Genomic DNA, 19,178 nt, shown 5'->3' on the forward strand with positions numbered 1-19,178 from the left:
GTGTCGTCCTAAATCTTGTCCGCGGCCTGGATGCGGCGCACGGCATCGGCGTTCTTGTTGTTTTGCGGCAGCCCCAGCGGGTACTCCCCGTTGAAGCAGGCGGAGCACAGCTCCTCGGCGCGCTGATGGGTGGCCTCGATCATCCCCTCCTCGGAGACGAAACCCAAGGAGTCCGCCCCAATCGCGCGGGAGATCGCCTCGGTCACGCTTTCCTCGTCACCCAGGCCGTGGTTGGCGATGAGCTCACCCGGGCTGGCGAAGTCGATGCCGTAGAAGCACGGCCACTTCACCGGTGGGGAGGCGATGCGCACGTGAATCTCCGCGGCCCCGGCCTCGCGAAGCATCCGGATGAGCGCGCGCTGCGTGTTGCCGCGCACCACCGAATCGTCCACGACGACGAGCTTCTTGCCGGCGATGACCTCACGCAGCGGGTTGAGCTTGAGCCGGATGCCCAGCTGACGCAGCGTCTGCGTCGGCTGGATGAAGGTGCGCCCGACGTAGGCGTTCTTCACCAAACCCTGCCCGAAGGAGATGCCGGACTCGCGAGCGTAGCCAACCGCGGCCGGTACTCCGGATTCGGGGACGGGAATGACAAGGTCAGCGTCGGCGGGGAACTCCCGGGCCAGCTGACGGCCGATGTCGATGCGCGCAGCGTTAACGCTGCGGCCCCGGATCACCGAGTCCGGGCGCGCGAGGTAGACGTACTCGAACACGCAGCCCTTGTGAGTGGTGTCGGCGAAGCGCTCGGAATGCACACCGGCGTCGTCGATAGCCACCAGCTCACCCGGTTCGATTTCCCGGACAAAGGTCGCACCCACGATATCCAGGGCGCACGTTTCGGAAGCGACGACCCAGCCCTTCTCCAAGCGGCCCAGCGACAGCGGGCGCACCCCGTGCGGATCCCGGGCGGCGTAGAGCGTCCGGCCGTCAGTAAAGGTGAGGCAGAACGCGCCCTTCACCCGCGGTAGCAGGGTACGGGCCGAGTCCAAGACGCTGCGCCCGTCGCACACGTCCGCGGCGAGCAGAGCCGACATCACGGCAGTGTCCGAGGAAGAACCCTGACCCGACACCGATGCGTCCTTGCGGATGAGGCCGCGCTCGGTGGCCTCTTCGAGCAGCTCCGCGTAGTTGGTGAGGTTACCGTTGTGACCAACGGCGACGTCGGTGCCATCGGGCGCCGTGCGGAACATCGGCTGCACGTTTTCCCAGGAGCCGCCGCCGGCCGTCGAGTAGCGGGTATGGCCGATAGCCACGTCGCCCTGCAGCGCGCCGAGCACCGACTCGTCAAAGATCTGCGAGACCAGCCCGGTTTCCTTGAAGACCACGATGCGGTCCCCGTCACCAACCGCGATACCGGCGCCCTCCTGACCACGGTGTTGGAGCGCGAAGAGACCGAAGTAGGTGAGCTTAGATACCTCTTCCCCCGGGGCCCACACCCCGAATACACCGCATTCCTCGCGCGGCTGGGTCTCTCCGCCGTCGTCCAGCGGATAGAGGGACCTTGTCACGGGCATATCCGTATGTGTCACACCGCTACTGTAGTACTTAAGCGCGAACTACTGGAACCCAGCGTCCTACCTCGCCGGCGCGGGAACCGGAGGCGTCGACGCGCCCCTGCGCCACCGCCGCCTCGAAATCCAACCGCCCGGAGGCGATGAGCAGCCACGTTCGCGGATCCGTCTCTACCACATTGGGCGGGGTTCCGCGCGTGTGCCGAGGCCCGTCGATGCATTGGACGGCGACGAACGGCGGTACCCGAACCTCCACCGAATGCCCCGGCGCGTCCTGCGCCATGAGCCGGGCTGTCTGCCGGACGGCGTCCGCCAACAGCGGCCTGGGCGGGGTGGGGTGGTCGGGGTCATCGAGCCACTCTGCTACTGCCGCTACCGCGGTACGGGCGTGGGCGGGATCCACAATGTGAGCCATGACCCCCATCCTAGGGGGCATGGGTTAGCGTGAGGCCCATGACTAAGTCCCCGCGCATCACCCTGCGTTTCCTGGCTGCCCCCACCGACATCGTCCACACTGGTCACCACGGTGTGTCCGGCGGGCGCGTCCTCCAGTGGATCGACAAGTCGGCGTATGCCTGCGCCGTGCAATGGGCCGGTACCTACTGCGTGACGGCCTACGTTGGCCATATCCACTTCACCCGGCCCATCCCCTCCGGTCACCTGGTGGAGGTCCGCTCCCGCATCGCCATGACCGGCCGCAGCTCCATGCACGTGGTCAACGAGGTGTACTCCGCCGACCCGCGCGAGGGCGTATTCACCCGTGCCTGCGACTGCCTCGTCATCTTTGTCGCCATGGACACCGAGACCGGTCGCTCCACCCCGGTCGAACCTTTCGAGCCGCACAGCGCCGAAGAGCAGCGCGTCGCCCGGGCCGCCGAAGACCGCATCCAACTCCGCGCCGCCATCCAGGCGGAAATGGACAAGCAGACCTACGACGGCCCCTCGGACGCGCCTCGGCTGATTACCCGCTTCCTCGCCAAGCCGACAGACGCCAACTGGGGCGGCAACGTTCACGGCGGAAACGCCATGGAATGGATCGACGGAGCCGGCAGCGCCTGCTCCATGGAGTGGGCCGGCGTGCACACCGTCGCCGTGTACGCGGGCGGCATCCGCTTCTACCACCCGATTCACATCGGCGACCTGGTGGAGGTAGACGCCCGGATGATGCGCACCGACGCCCGCTCCATGCAGATGAGCGTGCACGTGCGCTCCGGCAACCCTCGAGGCGGGCGGGACCAGCTCACCACCGCTATCCACGCCACGACCACCTACATCGGCGTCGACGACGACGGCAACGCCCTGCCGGCCCGGCAATTCGAACCCATCACCCCAGAAGACCGGCAGCTATCGGATCACGCACAGATCCTCCGCGAGCTACGGGCCGAGTTTTCCCCGCGGCCACTCATTACGCCACCGGCCGCGCAACATCTCGACTAGGTGGGACGGCTAACTCGTCGCCGTCGTGGCCGCCGTCGTGGCCGCTAACGCCGCTACGGCGGCGGCCGCCGCGAGGGTCGCCCGCAGAGCGTCGGAGGCCGACGGGTCCGCGGCGGCGGCACTCATGAGGCTATCGACCCGCTTGCCGATGCTGCGCCAGGTCACCGAGTCGTCAACGTCGTTGCGCATAACGGGCCACAGCAGATTGCCCGCACGCAACACAGCGAGGACCGTGGCGTCCTCCGCGCTGAGAACGCGGTGGCCGGACAATCCTTCCGCCAGGTCCCGGCGCAGCTGCGCCTCGATGGAGCCGTCGGCCTCCGGCAAAGCGCGGCTGCCGAGGCCGAAGAATCCCTTCTCACCCCGGGTGAGAATGCCGCGCTGCACCAGGGGTTCGGCGATGAGCTCCCGATCTGAGCACTGCCGGGAGGTCACGAAATGCTGCGCCCGCATACTGCCGCGGCTTCGGAGGTGATCGAGAGCCTGGGCCAGCATGGGTGAGTCGGGGACCTCCGCATCGGCGACGGCGGTGACCTTGGGCAACCGGCCGTCACTCAGTGTCACGAGACCGCGGTAAAGGAGATCAGCCAACACCCCGGAGGCCAACACGAGGTGAGTGTTGCTATACCGATTCTTGCCGGACTCCGGGGTGAGCAGCAGGAGGAGTTTTTCGCTGATGAGCATCATGGCCGCCAGTGTGCCAGCTTTGCGGCACCCAGGCCGCCAAGAGGTTTTGAGGGAGGCGGTTAAAGATAGTCCCGGTAGTCTCCCGGCTGCGCGCCAGCGTCGAGCGCCGCCGTGACCGCCGACACGAAGTCCGACCGGGTCGCCCGCTCCGAGAGATTCCTTGCCGAAACCGACAGGCGCACCGTGTTGCCTTTCGCTGCCCCGCGCTGCGCCGCGCGGATTACGCCGCTGCGCCACCACGGCGCCGCGCCGAAGCCCTCTCCCACCGATAACGCCCGGGAGCGGACGAACTCGCCGTCGCCTAGGCGGTACAAGCCGGTGGTGGACGCCGCCAACCGAAACCCGAACTCGTCGAGCACGGCCAGCGTCCCCTCCGAGAGGCGCCAGCGCGGCGGCGCGAAGATCTCGCTATTGAAGCCCAGGGCCGCCATTTGGCGGGTGGCGCCCTTCAAACGTAGCCGCGCTTCGTGCTTATCCAGGGAGGCGAACTCCGCCCGACGTCCCTTCGCCGGCTTGTCGAAGCCATTGAGAATGAGCGCGTTATCGAGCTCCGCGAGCCAACCCCGCGTCGCCGTGTCCTTCGCCAAATGCCAGTGCCCGTCGATGTGCGGGCTGACCAACAACGCCACCGGGACGTCGACCTTTGCTAAGAGCTTAGCGACGTCCTTTCTCGTCTCGTCGAAGATCGAGGACACCGAGACGAGAAGCTTGCCAGACATAGGGCCGATTATCGCACGGCAATCGCAACGTCGCTGGGGAAGGCTTAGGCGATCGTGTCCAACAACCACGCCAGTTTGAACGCGGTCTCCCGCCACTGGTCGTAGCGGCCCGACACGCCGCCGTGGCCGGCGCTCATCTCCGTTTTGAGCAGGAACTGCCCGCCGGTGGCGGTGTCTCGAAGCTTCGCGATCCACTTCGCCGGCTCCACGTAGAGCACCCGGGTGTCGTTGAGGCTGGTCACCGCCAGGATGTTGGGGTAGTCCTTGGCCTCGACGTTCTCATAGGCCGAGTAGCTGGCCATGTAGTCGTAGACCTCCGAGTCGTGGTAGGGGTCACCCCACTCGTCCCATTCGATGACCGTCAGCGGCAGCTCGGGCTTGAGCATCGACGTCAACGAGTCCACAAACGGCACGACGGCGAGGATGCCGGCGAACTTCTCCGGGGCCATGTTGGCCACTGCCCCCATGAGCATGCCGCCGGCGGACCCACCCCACGCCACGATGCGGTCGTAGCTGGTCATCCCCCGGGCCACCAGATCATCGGCCACGGCGATGAAGTCCGTGAACGTGTTCTTCTTCGACAGTTGACGGCCGTCCTCGTACCACTTCCGGCCCATCTCGCCGCCGCCGCGCACATGAGCGTCCACGACAACGACGCCGCGGTCGAGCAACGACAGCATCGACACGTTGAAACCCGGCTCCGTCGAGAGCTCGTAGGAGCCGTACCCGTAGAGCATCACCGGGTGGGGCGTGCTCATGTCCAGATCCGCCCGGTGCAGCACCGACACGGGTACCTTCACGCCGTCGGAGGCCGTGGCCCACAGCCGGTAGGAGGTATAGTCCCGCTTGTCGTAACCGCCGAGGACCTCCTTTTCCTTGAGCACCGTCTGCTCGCCCGTGGCGACGTCATAGCTCAACACCTGCGGCGGCTGCGTCTGCGACGTGAACCCCATCCGCAGCACCGGCTGGTCCCACTCCGGATTCGCGCCCAGGCCGGCGGTGTACAGCTCCTCGGGGAAGTCGATGTCGACGAACTCGCCGAGACCGCCGTCGAGCCGCATGATGGCCAGGCGGCCGATGCCGCCCCGCCGGAAGCTCAGCACCATCTGACGAGCGAACGTGTCGACGCCCTCGATGCGGACATCGTCGCGGTGGGCCACCAGCTCGCTGAGGTCGGCCAACGCCGGCAGGTTGGTGTCGGCGCGGCAATAGCCGACCGAGAAATTCGCGCCCAGAGCGTTGTGCGTCACAATCCAGTGCGGCTCGCCGGCCAGCTCGACGTCGTCGACCGCGTACTCCACGCCCGTCGTCCGCGGCCACAGAACCTCGAACTCACCCTCCGGGGTAGCCATGTCTAGCACGAGGACCTCGGTCGTGACCTTGGAGGCCGATTCGATCATGAGGTAACGCTCGCTGCGAGTGGATCCTACGCCGACGTTGAAGCGCTCGTCGGCGTCCCGGAACACGCACACGTCGTCCTCGGCGGGAGTACCCACCCGGTGGCGCCACACGCTGTCCGGCCGCCAAGCGTCGTCCACCCGCTGGTAGAACAGGTACTCCTCCCCCGCCCACGTCGCGCCGTAGAACACGTTCTCCAGGCGGTCCTCAAGCAACTCCCCGGTCTCAAGGTCCTTAATCGCCAACTGGAAGCGCTCATCGCCGACGGTATCCAGCGAGAACGCCAGGTAACGCCCAGAGGCGGTCACCGCGGAGGCGCCAACCGAGAGAAACTCATGGCCCTCGGCGAGGGCGTCGAGGTCGAGAAGCACCTGCTCATGGTCGTTCGCCTCGCCGATCTCCGGCGGCGTCCACTGATCGGGAGTGTCCGCGTGCTCGACGTGCAGGCGGCATGAACGGCCGTAGGCCTTACCTTCCTCAATCCGCGAGTAGTACCAGTAGTCGCCCTGCCGGACCGGCACCGACATGTCCGTTTCCTTGGTGCGGGACTTGATCTCCTGGAAGATATCCTCCCGCAACTGCGCCAAGTGCGCGGTCGCGTGCTCCGTGTAAGCGTTCTCCGCCTCCACGTAGCCGATCGTCTCCGGGCTTTCTTTGTCCCGCAGCCACTCGTAGTCGTCAACAAAATCACGACCGTGGAAGGAGCGGGTGACGGGGTGCTTCGCAGCGATAGGCGGTGTCAACATGCCGTCCACACTACCCACCGCCGCGAGGCGAACACGGCCGGTCTACTCTAGCGGCCCTTCACCCAGTCAACGGCGTTGCGGAAGATCTCCTGCGAGCCGATGCCGGGGATGTTGCGCATGAGGCCGTCGCGGAAACGCTCCGGGTGGCCCATCTTGCCCAGGATCTTGCCGTCCGGGGAGATGATGCCCTCGATGCCGTAGGAGGAGCCGTTGGGGTTAGCCGGAGCCGCCATGGTCACCTCGCCGGAGGCGTCGACGTATTGGAACGCCACCTGGCCGGCGTCGAACAGGCGCTTCGCCTCCGCCTCGGACACCACGAAACGGCCTTCGCCGTGGGAGACGGGCACCTGGTGCTGCTGGCCCAGCTCGAAGCCACGCAGCCACGGCGACGCCACCGTCGCCACCCGAGTCGTGGCGATGCGGGAGACGTGACGCAGCTGCCGGTTGTGGGCCAGCGTCGGGGACTCGGTGGTCTGCTTCGCCGGGTCACCGTAGGGAAGGAAGCCGGACTTCACCAGCGCCTGGAAGCCGTTGCAAATACCCAGGACCAGGCCGTCACGGGCGGTGAACTCGCGCACGGCGTTCGCCACCGACTCCGAACGCAGGAAGCTCGCGATGAACTTCGCGGAGCCGTCCGGCTCATCGCCGAGCGAGAAGCCGCCGGAAAACGCGAGGATGTCCGCGTCGGCGAGCTTGCGCACGAACGCCTCAGTGTCCTCGGTGAGCATCTGCGGGGTGAGGTTACGGATGACGTGGAACTCGGTCTCCGCCCCGGCGGCGCGGAAAGCCTCCGCCATGTCGTACTCAGAGTTCGTTCCCGGGAACACCGGCAGCAGCACGCGCACGGCGTCCTCGCCGGTGGCGGGCGACGGCGCGTCGAACTTCCGCGCCTCGCCGAGCTCGGTGGCGAAGGCGGGCAGGGCGTGGCCCTCGGCGTCGTTGAGCGGGTACACCTCCCGGTAGCCGGATTCCAGCGCCTCCAAGGCCTGCGCCACGGTGAAGCGCTCGGAGCCGAATACCAGCTCGCCGGAGGGATTCGTCGAGCCGATCTTGCGCCCACCTGCCGCGGCCGTGCCGGCCGGAACGGCTACGACGATGGAGCCGATCGGGGCGGCCGGCACCGTGGCGTCATCGAGGCTCAGGCCCAGCTCGTTACCCATCGCCATGTTGACCAGCGCCGCGGCGAGCCCGGCCTCGCCCACGGCCTGGGCGGCCACCGGCTGTGCCGCACGCACAGCGGCGAACATGTCGACGAGCTGGGCGTAGTTGGGCTCGCCGGAGTCCAGGGCCTCGTGGGCAAAGAGGTACACGTCGTGCTCACCGGCGGGGATGGCGGCCGGGACCGCGTCGGCGGCATCGAGCACGGCGACGGCAAACGTCACCAGCGTCGGCGGGACGTGGAGGTTCTCGCCATAGGTGCCGGACATGGAGTCCTTGCCACCGATCGCCGCCACCTGCAGCCCGTCCTGCGCTTCCAGCAGACCGAGCAGAGCCTGGGTGACCTCGCCCCAGCGCTGCGGGTCCTGATCCAGGCGCTGGAAGTACTCCTGAACGCTCAGCCACGCGCCTCGCGGATCGGCCCCCGCGGCGGTGATCTTCGCACACGCCTCCACCACGGAATACGCGCCCATGAGGTAGGGAGACTCGTCGGCGAGCTGCGGCGAATAACCCCACGCCATGACCGACGCCGTCGACGTGCCGCCGTCGACCGGCAGCGTCTGCATGGACACCTGCTCGTCCGTCTTCTGCGTGCGGCCGCCGTAGGGCATGAGCACCGTGGACCGGCCGACGGTGGAGTCGAACTGCTCGACCATGCCCTCCTGAGAGCCGGTGCGGGCGGCGCGCAGAGACTCCAGCACACCTGTCTCCGGCGAGCCGGAGACAGGGTCAGAGGAGACGGGGTTAAAGGAGACAGGGTCAGAGGAGACGGGGTTAGAAGAGGCGACCGGTTCGGCCGGCACCATCGTCACCGACTGGCGGCGGTGAGCGCCGTTGGTGTCGATGAACGCACGCGACAGGTCGAGCACAAGCTCCTCGCCCATGAACATGCGCAGCCGGCCGGTGTCGGTGATTTCCGCGAGCTGGACCGCCTCCAGGTTCTCCGCCGCGGCGGCCTCGATGAAGGCATCCGCGTCCTGCGGGCGGACGACAACGGCCATCCGCTCCTGGGACTCGGAGATCGCGATCTCACGAGCGTTGAGACCGGCGTACTTCAGCGGCACCCGATCGAGGTGAATGTCGATGGACTCGGCCAGTTCGCCGACGGCCACGGACACCCCGCCCGCGCCGAAGTCGTTGCAGCGCACGATGGCCTTGGCGACGTCGTCGCGGCGGAACAGGCGCTGAATCTTGCGCTCGTTGACCGGGTTGCCCTTCTGGACCTCCGCGCCGGAGCGGCCGAGGGACTGCTCGTCGTGCGCCTTGGACGACCCAGTGGCGCCGCCGACGCCGTCACGGCCGGTGCGCCCGCCGAGGATGATGACGACGTCGCCCGGCTGCGGTTCCAGGCGGCGGACATTCTCCGCCGGAGCGGCCGCGACGACGGCGCCAAGCTCCATGCGCTTAGCCACATAACCCGGGTGCACGATCTCGCGGACACCCGTCGTGGCCAGGCCGATCTGGTTGCCGTACGAGGAGTACCCGGCCGTGGCGCGGGTGGAGATGTCGCGCTGCGGCAGCTTACCTTCGAGGGTGTCCTCGCGGGCGGTATTGATGTCGCCCGCGCCAGACACGCGCATGGCCTGGTACACCCAGGAACGCCCGGACAGCGGGTCGCGGATGGCACCACCCAGGCAGGTGGAAGCACCACCGAAGGGCTCGATCTCCGTGGGGTGATTGTGCGTCTCATTCTTGAACATGAGCAGCCAGGGGCGGTCCTCACCCGCCACGTCGACATACACCGAGCAGGCGTTGATCTCCTCAGACACTTCCTGGTCATCCATGACGCCCGTGCGGCGCAGCTCCCGGCCCATGATCGTGCCCAGGTCCATGAGGGTGCGCGGCTTGTGGGTCCGCCCGTTGAGCTCGCGGAGCTCCTCGTAACGTGCCATCGCCCGGTCGAGCTGCGCGGCGAAGCGCGGCTCGGCATTGTCGATCGTGGTGAGCTCGGTGTTGAAGGTCGTGTGCCGGCAGTGGTCCGACCAGTAGGTATCCAGGGCGCTGAGCTCCACCTGCGTCGGGGTACGGCCCTCGGAGCGGAAGTACTCCTGAATCACCTTCAGATCCGCCAGGGACATCGCCATCCCATCGTCGGCGAGTAGCTGGGCCAGCCCAGCGTCGTCCCGCTCAAGGAAATCCGGGTAGGTACGCAGCGGTTCCACCTCACCCATTTCGGGGAAGCGCAGCAGCGCCATGTCCTTCTCCCCCGCCTCGACGGGGTTGATGAGGAAGGACCGGACCTCGGCGCCCGGAGCGACGTCGAAGAGGTACAGCGTGGCGGAGGTGATCCGCGCACGCGTGCCCGGGCGCAGGAGGCGAAGGGCCTGCTCGGCGGCGTCCGCCCGCTGATCGTACTGACCCGGCAGCGGCTCCACGGCAAGGTAGTGTCCCAGCTCGGCCGGGTCAGCCGGCAAATCCACGAGGTCATCGACGCGGGGATCGGCGACAACGGACTCGCGCAGCGCGGCGATATCCTCCTCGGTGGCGCCGAACGCGTCGTAGAGGTAGACGATGGCCACCTCACCGGGGTGGCCGATTGACGACAACAAATCGTGTTCTTCGTTACGGAAGGCGGGCTTGCGTCGTACAGCGAGGCGGGCGTCCATGAAGGCTCCTGGAAATCAGACGGTTCTAACCGATCACTTAGTCTATTGCACCGCCAGGCTGGAGGGACACAACCCCATTTCACCGCCCCGGCACCGATCAGCCGAACGTCTCCACCGCGGTGGCCGTCGCCACCCCCAGCAGCAAGACCGCGAACGCCAGCGTGAGTTGGTAGCCACGCGCCTTCCTGGTCAGCGGCCCGCCGAACATCCCGCCGCACATGCTCGCCGCGGCGAAGGTGAGCGTCACCAGCCAGTCGACGTCCACGCCCGTACCGACCCGGGCCAGCAGCCCGCTGGCGGCGGTGATGGCCATGACCACCAGGGACGTGGCCGACGCGGTGCGCATCGCCATCCCCAGCACCAGGGTGAGGATGGGCACGACGATAAACCCACCGCCGACGCCGAAGAAACCGGTCAAAAAGCCCGTGGCCGTCGCCGCGGTGCAGATGCGGACCCAGGAACGTTGCGTGGGGCGCGTCGACGCCTCCGGCTGCGGTAGGCACCCGGCGTGAGGGCTGTGCTGCTGCCGGCGCGCTGACCACCCGACCCGCGCCATGACGACGCCGACGACGGCCAGCAGGACGCAGAAAGACCCCATGAGCCACTGCGCAGGCACGAAGGGGCTCACACGCGACCCGGCCACCGCCCCGACGATGGAAATGAGCGCGAACACCGAGCCATCGCGGAAGTGGATGTCCGCCCAGCGGCGGGGAGAGGACATCGAGGCCAGCGCCGTCAAGCCGACGATGACGAGGGATTCGGCCGTCGCGGCGTGCGGGTCCTGGTTGAGCAAGTACACCAGGATCGGGACCGACAGGATGCCGCCGCCGGCCCCCAGAGCCCCCACCATGACACCAACACCGAGACCTATGAATAAGGAAAGTACAACCATCATGAGATGCCCCTAGAAAGCCGAGCTCCGCACGTGCGGATGCATCCATTCATCAGCGCTTCGGCCGGACTGGATCAGCCGGGCCATGCCGATGAGATCCGGCAAGATAGTGGAATAGAAGTGGTGATACCCGGCGCAGAGATAGTTCTCTTGAGCCTCGCCAACGAACCGATCCTTCGGGCAGCCGCCGTGACACAACGGGCGAACGTCGCACCCGCGGCAGGTAGCCGGAAGCTCCAGGCGCTTCTTCCGGGAGAAGGCGGCGAAGCGCGGAGAGCCCACCAGGTCATCGAGGCCGGTGTCGTTGACATTGCCTAACAGCCACTCGGGTTCCACCCAGTGGTCGCAGGCGTAGACGTCACCGTTGAACTCCATGGCGAGGTTATTGCCGCACTCCGGGGCGTGAACGCACACCGTCGGCTGGCCAAACAGCGCGGAGAGAGCGGAGTCAAAGTCCTGGACAAACACCGTTCCGATGTCCCGGGCGCGCCACTCTTCGAACACGTCGAGGAGAAACGCCCCGTAGGCGTGCGGGTCGACGGAGCGATCCGTCACCGAGGTGCCGTTTTGCTGATACAGCAGGCCGGTGGAGGCGTTCCATCCCCCGCTCACGCGGGCGAGTTCCTCCGGCTCCACCCGCTCGACGATGGGAATGAACTGGATGAACTCGGCCCCGAGTTCGTCCCGGAAGTACGTGTAGACCTCCCGGCCCAGGTGTTGATTCCCGGCATGGACCGTGCACAACAGATTCCGGCGCACCCCGGCGGCTTCCAACACGCGCCAGCCGCGAAGGACCTGCGCGTGCGTTCCCCGCCCTGCCCGGTTGACCCGGAAGGTGTCATGCACCGGTGCTGGCCCGTCCATCGACACCCCCACCAAGACGTCGTAGGCCGCCAGCAGCTCCGCCCAACGCTCGGTGAGGAGAGTGGCGTTCGTTTGCAGTGCGTGGCGGACGGTCTGTCCGGGCCGGCGGTAGCGCTCGGCGAGCTCAAAGGCGGTGGCGAAGAACGGCAGTCCTCGCATGGTTGGCTCGCCGCCTTGCCAGAGAAACGTCACTTCCCCGTCCGGGTGGGTATCGAGGTAGGAGCGGACAAAGGCGTCCAAGGTTTCCTCGTCGAGGCGCTGGTTGTGGCTGGAGTACAGGAGCTCCTTGGATAGGAAGAAGCAGTACGTGCAGTCAAGGTTGCACGCCGCGCCGGTGGGTTTTACCACCACTGACAGCGGAATATGCCGGCGAGGGTGGTCACTGCGGGGCATCGACGTCACGGCTTCCTCCTAGGAAATTGGTGGCCAGGGCGGCGCCCATCGCCGGGCCGTACTTACCCAAATAGGCGCAGGTGACCTGGAGCCCGGCGGAGAAGCGCTGCGGGATCATCCGGTGTAGCTCCTGCGCCACCAGATCGGACAGCACGGGGAAGGTTTCGACGACGTCCCCGGAAAACACCACCACCTGCGGCGAGGCGACGATAATCACCGTCTTCAGCGCCGCCGCGATGTAGTTCGCGGTTCGGTCGAGCAGGCTTACCACCGTCGCGTCGCCGTCCTCGTACAGGTCTTTCAGGCTGTCCAGGTCCGCCACTCCCCGAGCCTGGCACAGCGCGGCCGAGCTCACCAGCGATTCCAGACAGCCGGAACCCCCGCAGAAGCAAGGCTCACCCTGCGGGTCAACCTGGACGTGGCCTAGCTCTCCCGCCGTCTGGCTGATCCCGCCGGTGAATTGGTCCGCGAAGACCAGGGTGCTGCCCACCCCGGCACCGATCCGCACATAGAGCTGCGTGGAGTGGCCCTTACCGGCGCCCTTGAGCGCCTCGCTGATGGCGCCGAAACGCACCGTGTTATCGATGAGCACCCGCGCCTGCCAGTGCTCGCCGATCACCGCCTCCAGCAGCGCATGTTCCTCCCGGGATTCCGAGGTCGCGGCCAGCGGCATGGGGATGCCAATTCCCACCTGGGAGACGCTTGCCTGGTGGATCCCGGCTGCCTGAGCGGCGTCGTCGAGCTGCGCACAAATGAGGGACAACGGTTCAGCCACGCTTTGGAAACGCCGGATGGACGCGGCAGCGGACACCTCCACCACGATGTCGTAGCGCCGGTTAATCATGACCGCCGTGCTCGTGGAGCGGGAGATGTTGATGCCCACCCGGTAGGCCACCAGCGGGTCGAACTCGATGAGTTCTGTGGGGCGGCCCGGCCGGCTAGCATCGGTGCGGCGGGTGCGCACCACAGGCCCGTCGACAAGCAGCTCCTGAAGCGCCCGGCCGAGTGAGGAGCGCGACACGTGAAGCTCGTGGCACAGCTGCTGCCGCGTCGCCGGCTGCTGGGACACTATCGCCAGCACGCTCTCCGCCAGGGATGAGGGTTGGTGATGCAGTTGGTATTTCATTGCGTATCTTTTGTCCGATTCCTCATAATCCTCGCAGACAGCGCGGGGCCTACCTGCTCGCTACTCGATGGTGACCTCGTCGAGGTCCGAGCGGGCGGTGTTCTTCAACGGGACCTCGAAATCGACCATGGCGGCCATCCACTTCGCGAAGGAATGGTCTCCGCGTTCGCGCAGCTGGGAGTACAGCTCGGTCGCCAGGTCTCGACGCACCTGGTCGTAGACCGGGACGGTGTACACGTTGTTCATTTCCGCCGGGTCCCGAACCAGGTCGTAGAGCTCGTTGATGGACTCCGGGGAGATGACGAGCTTGTACTCGTTCGTGCGGATCATCCGCTGCTGCAGCGGGAAGTGGTGGCCGTGGAACTCGCACACGATGTTCTGCCGCCAGCCGGGCACGCTGTCCCCGCGGGTGAGGTCGACGATGGAGCGGCCGTCCTCCACCTTGGCGGGGTCGATACCTGCAATGTCGAGCACCGTGGCCGGCAGGTCGAGGAGGGAGACGAACTCGGCGGACTGGCCGACGGTGGAGACACCCGGGATCTGGGCGATGAAGGGGACATTGTAAATGTCGTCATACATCGCCGGGCCCTTGTCGTTGAGCCGGTGGGAGCCGGTGAACTCGCCGTGATCGGCGCAGAAGAACAGCGCGGTATCGTCCAGGACGCCGAGCTCACGGGCGACGTCCATGATGCGGCCGATCTCGAAATCGATCATCGCGACGTAGCCCCAGTACACGGCGATGAGCTTCTTCCACTGCTCGTTGCTGAAGCTGGAGGTAGACCAGTAGGTGGCGTAGTTCTGCTGGATGGGGGGCTTGCCGATGAGGGAGTCGCCGAAGTTCTCCGGCAACTCCACCAGCTCCGGATCGATGAGGTCGAACCACTCGTCGGGCAGGAAGTACGGAAGGTGCGGGCCGAAGAAGTGGACGTCCAGGCTGAACGGCTTGCCGTGTTCTTTCCAGTCGGCCGCGTACTCCCGGAGCCGGGCTATGGCGCGATCGGCGAGGAAGCGCTCGAAGGTGGCCTCCTCCGGCTGGCGGAGGCGAGCGGCGATGATGTGGCCATCGCGGTTGCCGGGGAGCTTTCCGCGCCAGACGTCGTGGGCGGCCACCGGAGGAAGGTCGTTGTCCTTCAGCCACGCCTGGTACTGCTCATTGTTGACCGGGTTCTCCGCACCCCAGAAGCTGTCATCATCCATGCCGAACTTATCCGGCAGGTTCGGGCCGCAGTGATACTTGCCGACGATGCCAACGTTGTAGCCGTGGTCGCGCAGCTCTTGGGTGTAGGTCCAGGTGCCCAGCGGGATGGCGGTGCTGTAGGCGATGTTCCATTCCGGGTTGGCGAGCACCTGGTGCTTGAAGGGGAACTTGCCGGTGAGCAGCGAGGAACGCGCCGGGGTGCAGATCGCCGTCGGGGTGAAGGCCTGCGTGAACGCGAAGCCGCCGGCGCCGATCTCGTCGAGGTTAGGGGTCTGCGCGTGGGCGTTGCCCAGGCAGCCGATGGTGTCCGTCCGGTGCTGGTCAGTCATGATGACCAGCACGTTGCGGACGTTATCGGGGATTCCGTTGTCGCGAATGGTGGGGGAGCTCATGGTCTATGCCTCCTGTCGTGAGCCCATGTCTTCAAGTTGTTTGCCAGCGGTTTCCACCACGAACTTGCCGGTGAACACCACGGCGAGGATGCCGAAGAAGCAGTAGATCCAGTACGTGCCGGCCGGGGACCAGGCCACGAGGAACGGGAAGAGCAAGACGACGAGGAAGTTGACCACGAAGTCGGTACCCGACGCGATGGACATGGCCGTGCCGCGGATCTCGTTGGGGAACATCTCACCCATCATGATCGAGAAGATGGGGCCCCACGAGGAGGTGAAACCGAGCAGGAAGAGGCACAGGCCAGCCACGGCGAGGTAGCCCAGCACCGGGTTCGAGGAGATGTCCGCGGTGCCGTCGACCTTGGGCGCGACGGTGAACACGGTGGCGACGATGAACAGCGCGGTGAAGATGAGCGTTCCGCCGTACATGAGCATGCGCTTGCGGCCCACGCGGTCCACCAACATGATGCCGGCGGTGACACCGACGATCTTGAAGAAGGTGAGCAGGAGGGTCTGCTGCAGCGCCATCGACTCGTCGAAGCCGACGGCCTCGAAGAGCATGTTGGAGTAGAAGAAGATGCCGTTAGTGCCGGTCAGCTGCTGGAAGGCGGCGATGGCGCAGGCAACGAGGACGAGGCCACGCCACTTGGAGCCGAGGACCTCTCGGGCGGAGAGTTTCTTCTGCAGCTGCTCGCCGAAGGACGCCCGGATCTGGGCGACGCGCTCGTCGAGGTTGCTTTCGCCCGTGACCTTGGCCAGGACCTGCCGGGCCTCGGTCTCCTTACCCACGGAGACGAGGAAGCGGGGAGACTCGGGCATGATCGCGGTGAGGATGGTGAACATGAGCGCCGGGATGAGCAGGCAGAGGAACATCATCTGCCAGGCCTTGAGGCCGAACGCCAGCTCTTCGCCGGAACCGCCGGCGGAATTCGACACGGCGAAGTTGATGACGCCGGCGAAGAAGAGGCCGAGGATGATGGAGAGCTGGCGGAAGCCGATGAGGCGGCCGCGGATGTCTGCCGGGGCGATTTCAGCGACGTAGCCCGGCGCGACCGTGGTTGCTGCGCCGAAGCCGATGCCGCCGACGATGCGGCACAGCAGCAGGAACGGGTAGCCGCCGAGGACCGGGCTGAACGCACCGAAGATGGCCTCGAAGAGCAGGAAGGGGCCGATGAACATGAGTGTGCGCTTGCGGCCGATCTTGTCAGAGATGCGTCCGGCGAAAAACGCTCCGATGATGCCGCCGATGATGCCGGCCGAGCCAGCGATACCGGCAGCGACGGGGCCGAGGTGGAAGTCTGAGCCCACGGCCTGGATGGCGCCATTGAGGACCATGCCTTCGAAGCCGTAGAAGAAGGGGCCCAGTGTGGCGATAAGTGCGAATACTGTGGCGCGTTTGCGCGCGGCGAGTTGTGCCGGGGTAAACGCGGGACGCGTGGCGGTGTTTGCCATGTCGCCCTCCTTGTGTCCAACGGGCGTGGCCCTTCTGCCGCGCCCTGTTGCATAGAAGTATGGAAGGCTCGAATATTGACCACGGTCGTGGTAAATAACGGAATGGTAACAATGGTCTCGAAGGTGGGCAATCCCCCGATTGCCCACGTGAGATGCCCTTTCCCCCACCCCCTCAAACGGGGGACACCACCCCTATCCCCCGATCCCCGGTGCGGACAATCCGCCTCAACGCATCTGCACTAGACGCACTCGCTCTAGACGCACTCGCCAACCCAGCCGGCGAACTTCTTACCGCTGAGGCGCTCGTAGGCGTCGACATAGCGCTCACGGGTGGCCTCCACCACGGACCCAGGCAGGGGCGGCGGGGTGACGTCGGAGCTCTTGTCCCAGCCAGACTTCGGGCCGGTGAGCCAGTTACGGACGAACTGCTTGTCAAAGCTCGGCTGGACGACGCCCTCCTGGTAGCCATCCGCAGGCCAGTAGCGAGACGAGTCCGGGGTGAGCACCTCGTCGGCCAAGACCAGCCGACCGTCCTCGTCGATGCCGAACTCGAACTTGGTATCCGCCAGGATGATGCCCTTGTCCAGGGCGATCTTCGCCGCCTCGGAGTAGATCTTCAGCGTGGCGTCGCGCAGCTCCTCGGCGCGGGTTTCGCCCAGACGGTCGACGACGTAGTCGAAGGAGACGTTTTCGTCGTGATCGCCCAACTCCGCCTTCGTCGCCGGGGTGAAGATCGGCTCCGGCAGCTTCGACGCCTCGACCAGGCCGTCGGGCAGCGAGACTCCGCACACGGTACCCGAGTGCTGGTACTCGACCAGCCCGGATCCGGTGAGGTAGCCGCGGGCGACGCACTCGAAGGGCAGCATCTTCAGCCGCTTGACGACGAGCGCGCGGCCGAGGACCTCCTCCGGGATGCGGGGGTCATCGTCCGGGCCGGCGAGATGGTTGGGGAAGTCGATGGCGTCGAAGAAGAAGACGCTCATCGCGGTGAGGACCCGCCCCTTGTCCGGGATCTCCGGGGTGAGGACGTGGTCGTAGGCAGAAATTCGGTCGGTGGCAACCATGAGCAGGTGGTCGTCATCGATCTCGTAGAGCTCGCGGACTTTGCCTGCTGAAAGGTGGTTGTAATCGGACAGCTCGGGTCGCATAAACACCATGGCCAAGAATCCTAGAGGATTTCGCCCGGACGGTAGTGCGCGGCCTCCGGGTGGTCGCCGATGACCTCCCGAACGCGGGTGAGTACCCGATCCACCTGAGCCTCCGCGGCGCCGATGAACGCGTGGCGATCCGCCACCGCCGCGGCGAGGGCGTCGCGATCCAGCGGGAAGCTGTCATCCGCCGCAAGCCGGGCAAGAAGGTCCTGCTCACCACCGTTTTCGCGCATGTTGAGCGCCACCGCCACAGCGTGCTTCTTGATGATTTCGTGGGCCTGTTCGCGGCCCATGCCCGTGCGCACCGCGGCCATGAGCAGGCGGGTGGTGGCGAGGAAGGGCAGGTAGCGTTCCAATTCGCGGTCGATCATCGCCGGGAAGGCCCCGAACTCGTCGAGCACTGTGAGGAACGTCTCAAACATGCCGTCGATGGTGAAGAAGGCATCGGGCAACGCAACCCGCCGGACGACGGAGCAGAACACGTCGCCCTCGTTCCACTGCTGACCGGCGAGGTCGCCAACCATGGTGAGATACCCGCGGAGGATAACCTGCATGCCGCCGACGCGCTCGCAAGAACGGGCGTTCATCTTGTGCGGCATCGCCGACGAGCCGACCTGGCCTTCCTTGAAGCCCTCGGTGACGGTCTCGTTGCCGGCCATGAGCCGGAGGGTGGTGGCCAGCGACGACGGCCCGGCACCCATCTGAACCAGAGAAGACACGACGTCGAAGTCCAGCGAGCGCGGGTACACCTGACCGACCGAGTCGAAGATGTAGCGGAAGCCGAGGAAGTCCGCGATGGAACGCTCCAGGCTGGTGAGCTTGTTCGCGTCGCCACCAACCAAGTCGAGCATGTCCTGAGACGTGCCCATCGGGCCCTTGATGCCCCGCAGGGGGTAGCGGTCGAGAAGCTCGTCGACGCGGTTGATGGCGACGAGCATCTCGTCAGCCGCAGAGGCGAAACGCTTACCGAGCGTCGTCGCCTGCGCGGCGACGTTGTGGGAACGCCCCGCCATCACCAAGGACTGATACTGCCCGGCCCGCTCGCCGATACGGGCGACGACGGCCACCGCCCGGTCGCGGACCAATTCCAGGGAGCGGAAGATCTGCAGCTGCTCAACGTTTTCCGTGAGGTCCCGGCTGGTCATCCCCTTGTGGATGTGCTCGAAGCCGGCTAGGGCGTTGAACTCCTCGATGCGGGCTTTGACGTCGTGGCGGGTGACGCGCTCCCGGGCGGCGATGGAGGCGAGGTCGACGTTGTCGATGACGGCTTCGTAGGCGCTAATCGCCTCGGCGGGGATGTCGATACCGAGGGATCGCTGGGCCTTCATCACCGCGATCCACAGCTGGCGCTCGAGGATAATCTTCGTCTCTGGGCTCCAGATGTCCGTCATGCTCGCCGACGCATACCGGCTGGCCAGGACGTTGGAAATCTTCTTCTTTTCAGCCAC

General features: G+C 66.3%; 14 protein-coding genes. 1 reads left to right on the forward strand and 13 read right to left on the reverse strand.

Annotation, left to right across the window (positions count from 1 at the left end):
* Positions 1-8 precede the first annotated feature (8 nt).
* The gene (gene purF / locus CUTER_RS09060) at positions 9-1,514 is read right to left on the reverse strand and encodes an amidophosphoribosyltransferase (protein WP_082121344.1); all 1,506 of its coding nucleotides are present in this window, start codon (positions 1,512-1,514) and stop codon (positions 9-11) included.
* A gap of 31 nt (positions 1,515-1,545) precedes the next feature.
* Positions 1,546-1,926 carry a sterol carrier family protein gene (locus CUTER_RS09065; RefSeq protein WP_047260145.1) on the reverse strand — a complete coding sequence of 127 codons (381 nt, stop codon included), beginning with the start codon at positions 1,924-1,926 and terminating at the stop codon, positions 1,546-1,548.
* 38 nt (positions 1,927-1,964) lie between these two features.
* Between CUTER_RS09065 and CUTER_RS09070 the strand changes: the two genes are divergently transcribed.
* Complete coding sequence (locus CUTER_RS09070; protein ID WP_047260146.1) at positions 1,965-2,948, forward strand: acyl-CoA thioesterase; 984 nt, start codon at positions 1,965-1,967, stop codon at positions 2,946-2,948.
* 9 nt (positions 2,949-2,957) lie between these two features.
* Here CUTER_RS09070 and CUTER_RS09075 read toward each other — a convergent pair whose 3' ends face one another.
* From CUTER_RS09075 to purB, 11 genes are all read right to left on the reverse strand, one after another.
* On the reverse strand, positions 2,958-3,635 hold the full coding sequence (locus CUTER_RS09075) for a GOLPH3/VPS74 family protein (protein ID WP_047260147.1): 678 nt from the start codon (positions 3,633-3,635) through the stop codon (positions 2,958-2,960).
* 59 nt (positions 3,636-3,694) lie between these two features.
* Positions 3,695-4,354: a DUF2334 domain-containing protein gene (locus CUTER_RS09080; protein ID WP_047260148.1), complete on the reverse strand. Its 660-nt coding sequence runs from the start codon at positions 4,352-4,354 to the stop codon at positions 3,695-3,697.
* A gap of 44 nt (positions 4,355-4,398) precedes the next feature.
* Positions 4,399-6,498: a S9 family peptidase gene (locus CUTER_RS09085; protein WP_047260742.1), complete on the reverse strand. Its 2,100-nt coding sequence runs from the start codon at positions 6,496-6,498 to the stop codon at positions 4,399-4,401.
* A gap of 47 nt (positions 6,499-6,545) precedes the next feature.
* The gene (locus tag CUTER_RS09090) at positions 6,546-10,262 is read right to left on the reverse strand and encodes a phosphoribosylformylglycinamidine synthase (RefSeq protein ID WP_047260149.1); all 3,717 of its coding nucleotides are present in this window, start codon (positions 10,260-10,262) and stop codon (positions 6,546-6,548) included.
* A 97-nt stretch (positions 10,263-10,359) separates the two neighbouring features.
* Positions 10,360-11,157, reverse strand: a complete 798-nt coding sequence (locus tag CUTER_RS09095; RefSeq protein WP_082121345.1) for a sulfite exporter TauE/SafE family protein — start codon at positions 11,155-11,157, stop codon at positions 10,360-10,362.
* 9 nt (positions 11,158-11,166) lie between these two features.
* Positions 11,167-12,411: an anaerobic sulfatase maturase gene (locus CUTER_RS09100; protein WP_047260150.1), complete on the reverse strand. Its 1,245-nt coding sequence runs from the start codon at positions 12,409-12,411 to the stop codon at positions 11,167-11,169.
* Positions 12,398-13,537: an ROK family protein gene (locus tag CUTER_RS09105; protein ID WP_047260151.1), complete on the reverse strand. Its 1,140-nt coding sequence runs from the start codon at positions 13,535-13,537 to the stop codon at positions 12,398-12,400. The genes CUTER_RS09100 and CUTER_RS09105 overlap by 14 nt, the downstream gene beginning before the upstream one ends.
* Positions 13,538-13,597: 60 nt before the next feature.
* Positions 13,598-15,127, reverse strand: coding sequence for a sulfatase-like hydrolase/transferase (locus CUTER_RS09110; RefSeq protein ID WP_047260152.1), 1,530 nt, complete (start codon positions 15,125-15,127; stop codon positions 13,598-13,600).
* Positions 15,128-15,130: 3 nt separating this feature from the next.
* Positions 15,131-16,579, reverse strand: coding sequence for a sugar porter family MFS transporter (locus CUTER_RS09115; protein ID WP_047260153.1), 1,449 nt, complete (start codon positions 16,577-16,579; stop codon positions 15,131-15,133).
* A 254-nt stretch (positions 16,580-16,833) separates the two neighbouring features.
* Positions 16,834-17,727, reverse strand: coding sequence for a phosphoribosylaminoimidazolesuccinocarboxamide synthase (locus CUTER_RS09120; protein WP_047260744.1), 894 nt, complete (start codon positions 17,725-17,727; stop codon positions 16,834-16,836).
* A gap of 20 nt (positions 17,728-17,747) precedes the next feature.
* Positions 17,748-19,178, reverse strand: coding sequence for an adenylosuccinate lyase (gene purB / locus CUTER_RS09125; RefSeq protein ID WP_047260154.1), 1,431 nt, complete (start codon positions 19,176-19,178; stop codon positions 17,748-17,750).

The sequence above is a fragment of the Corynebacterium uterequi genome (genome assembly GCF_001021065.1).
In the GTDB taxonomy this organism is placed as follows: domain Bacteria; phylum Actinomycetota; class Actinomycetes; order Mycobacteriales; family Mycobacteriaceae; genus Corynebacterium; species Corynebacterium uterequi.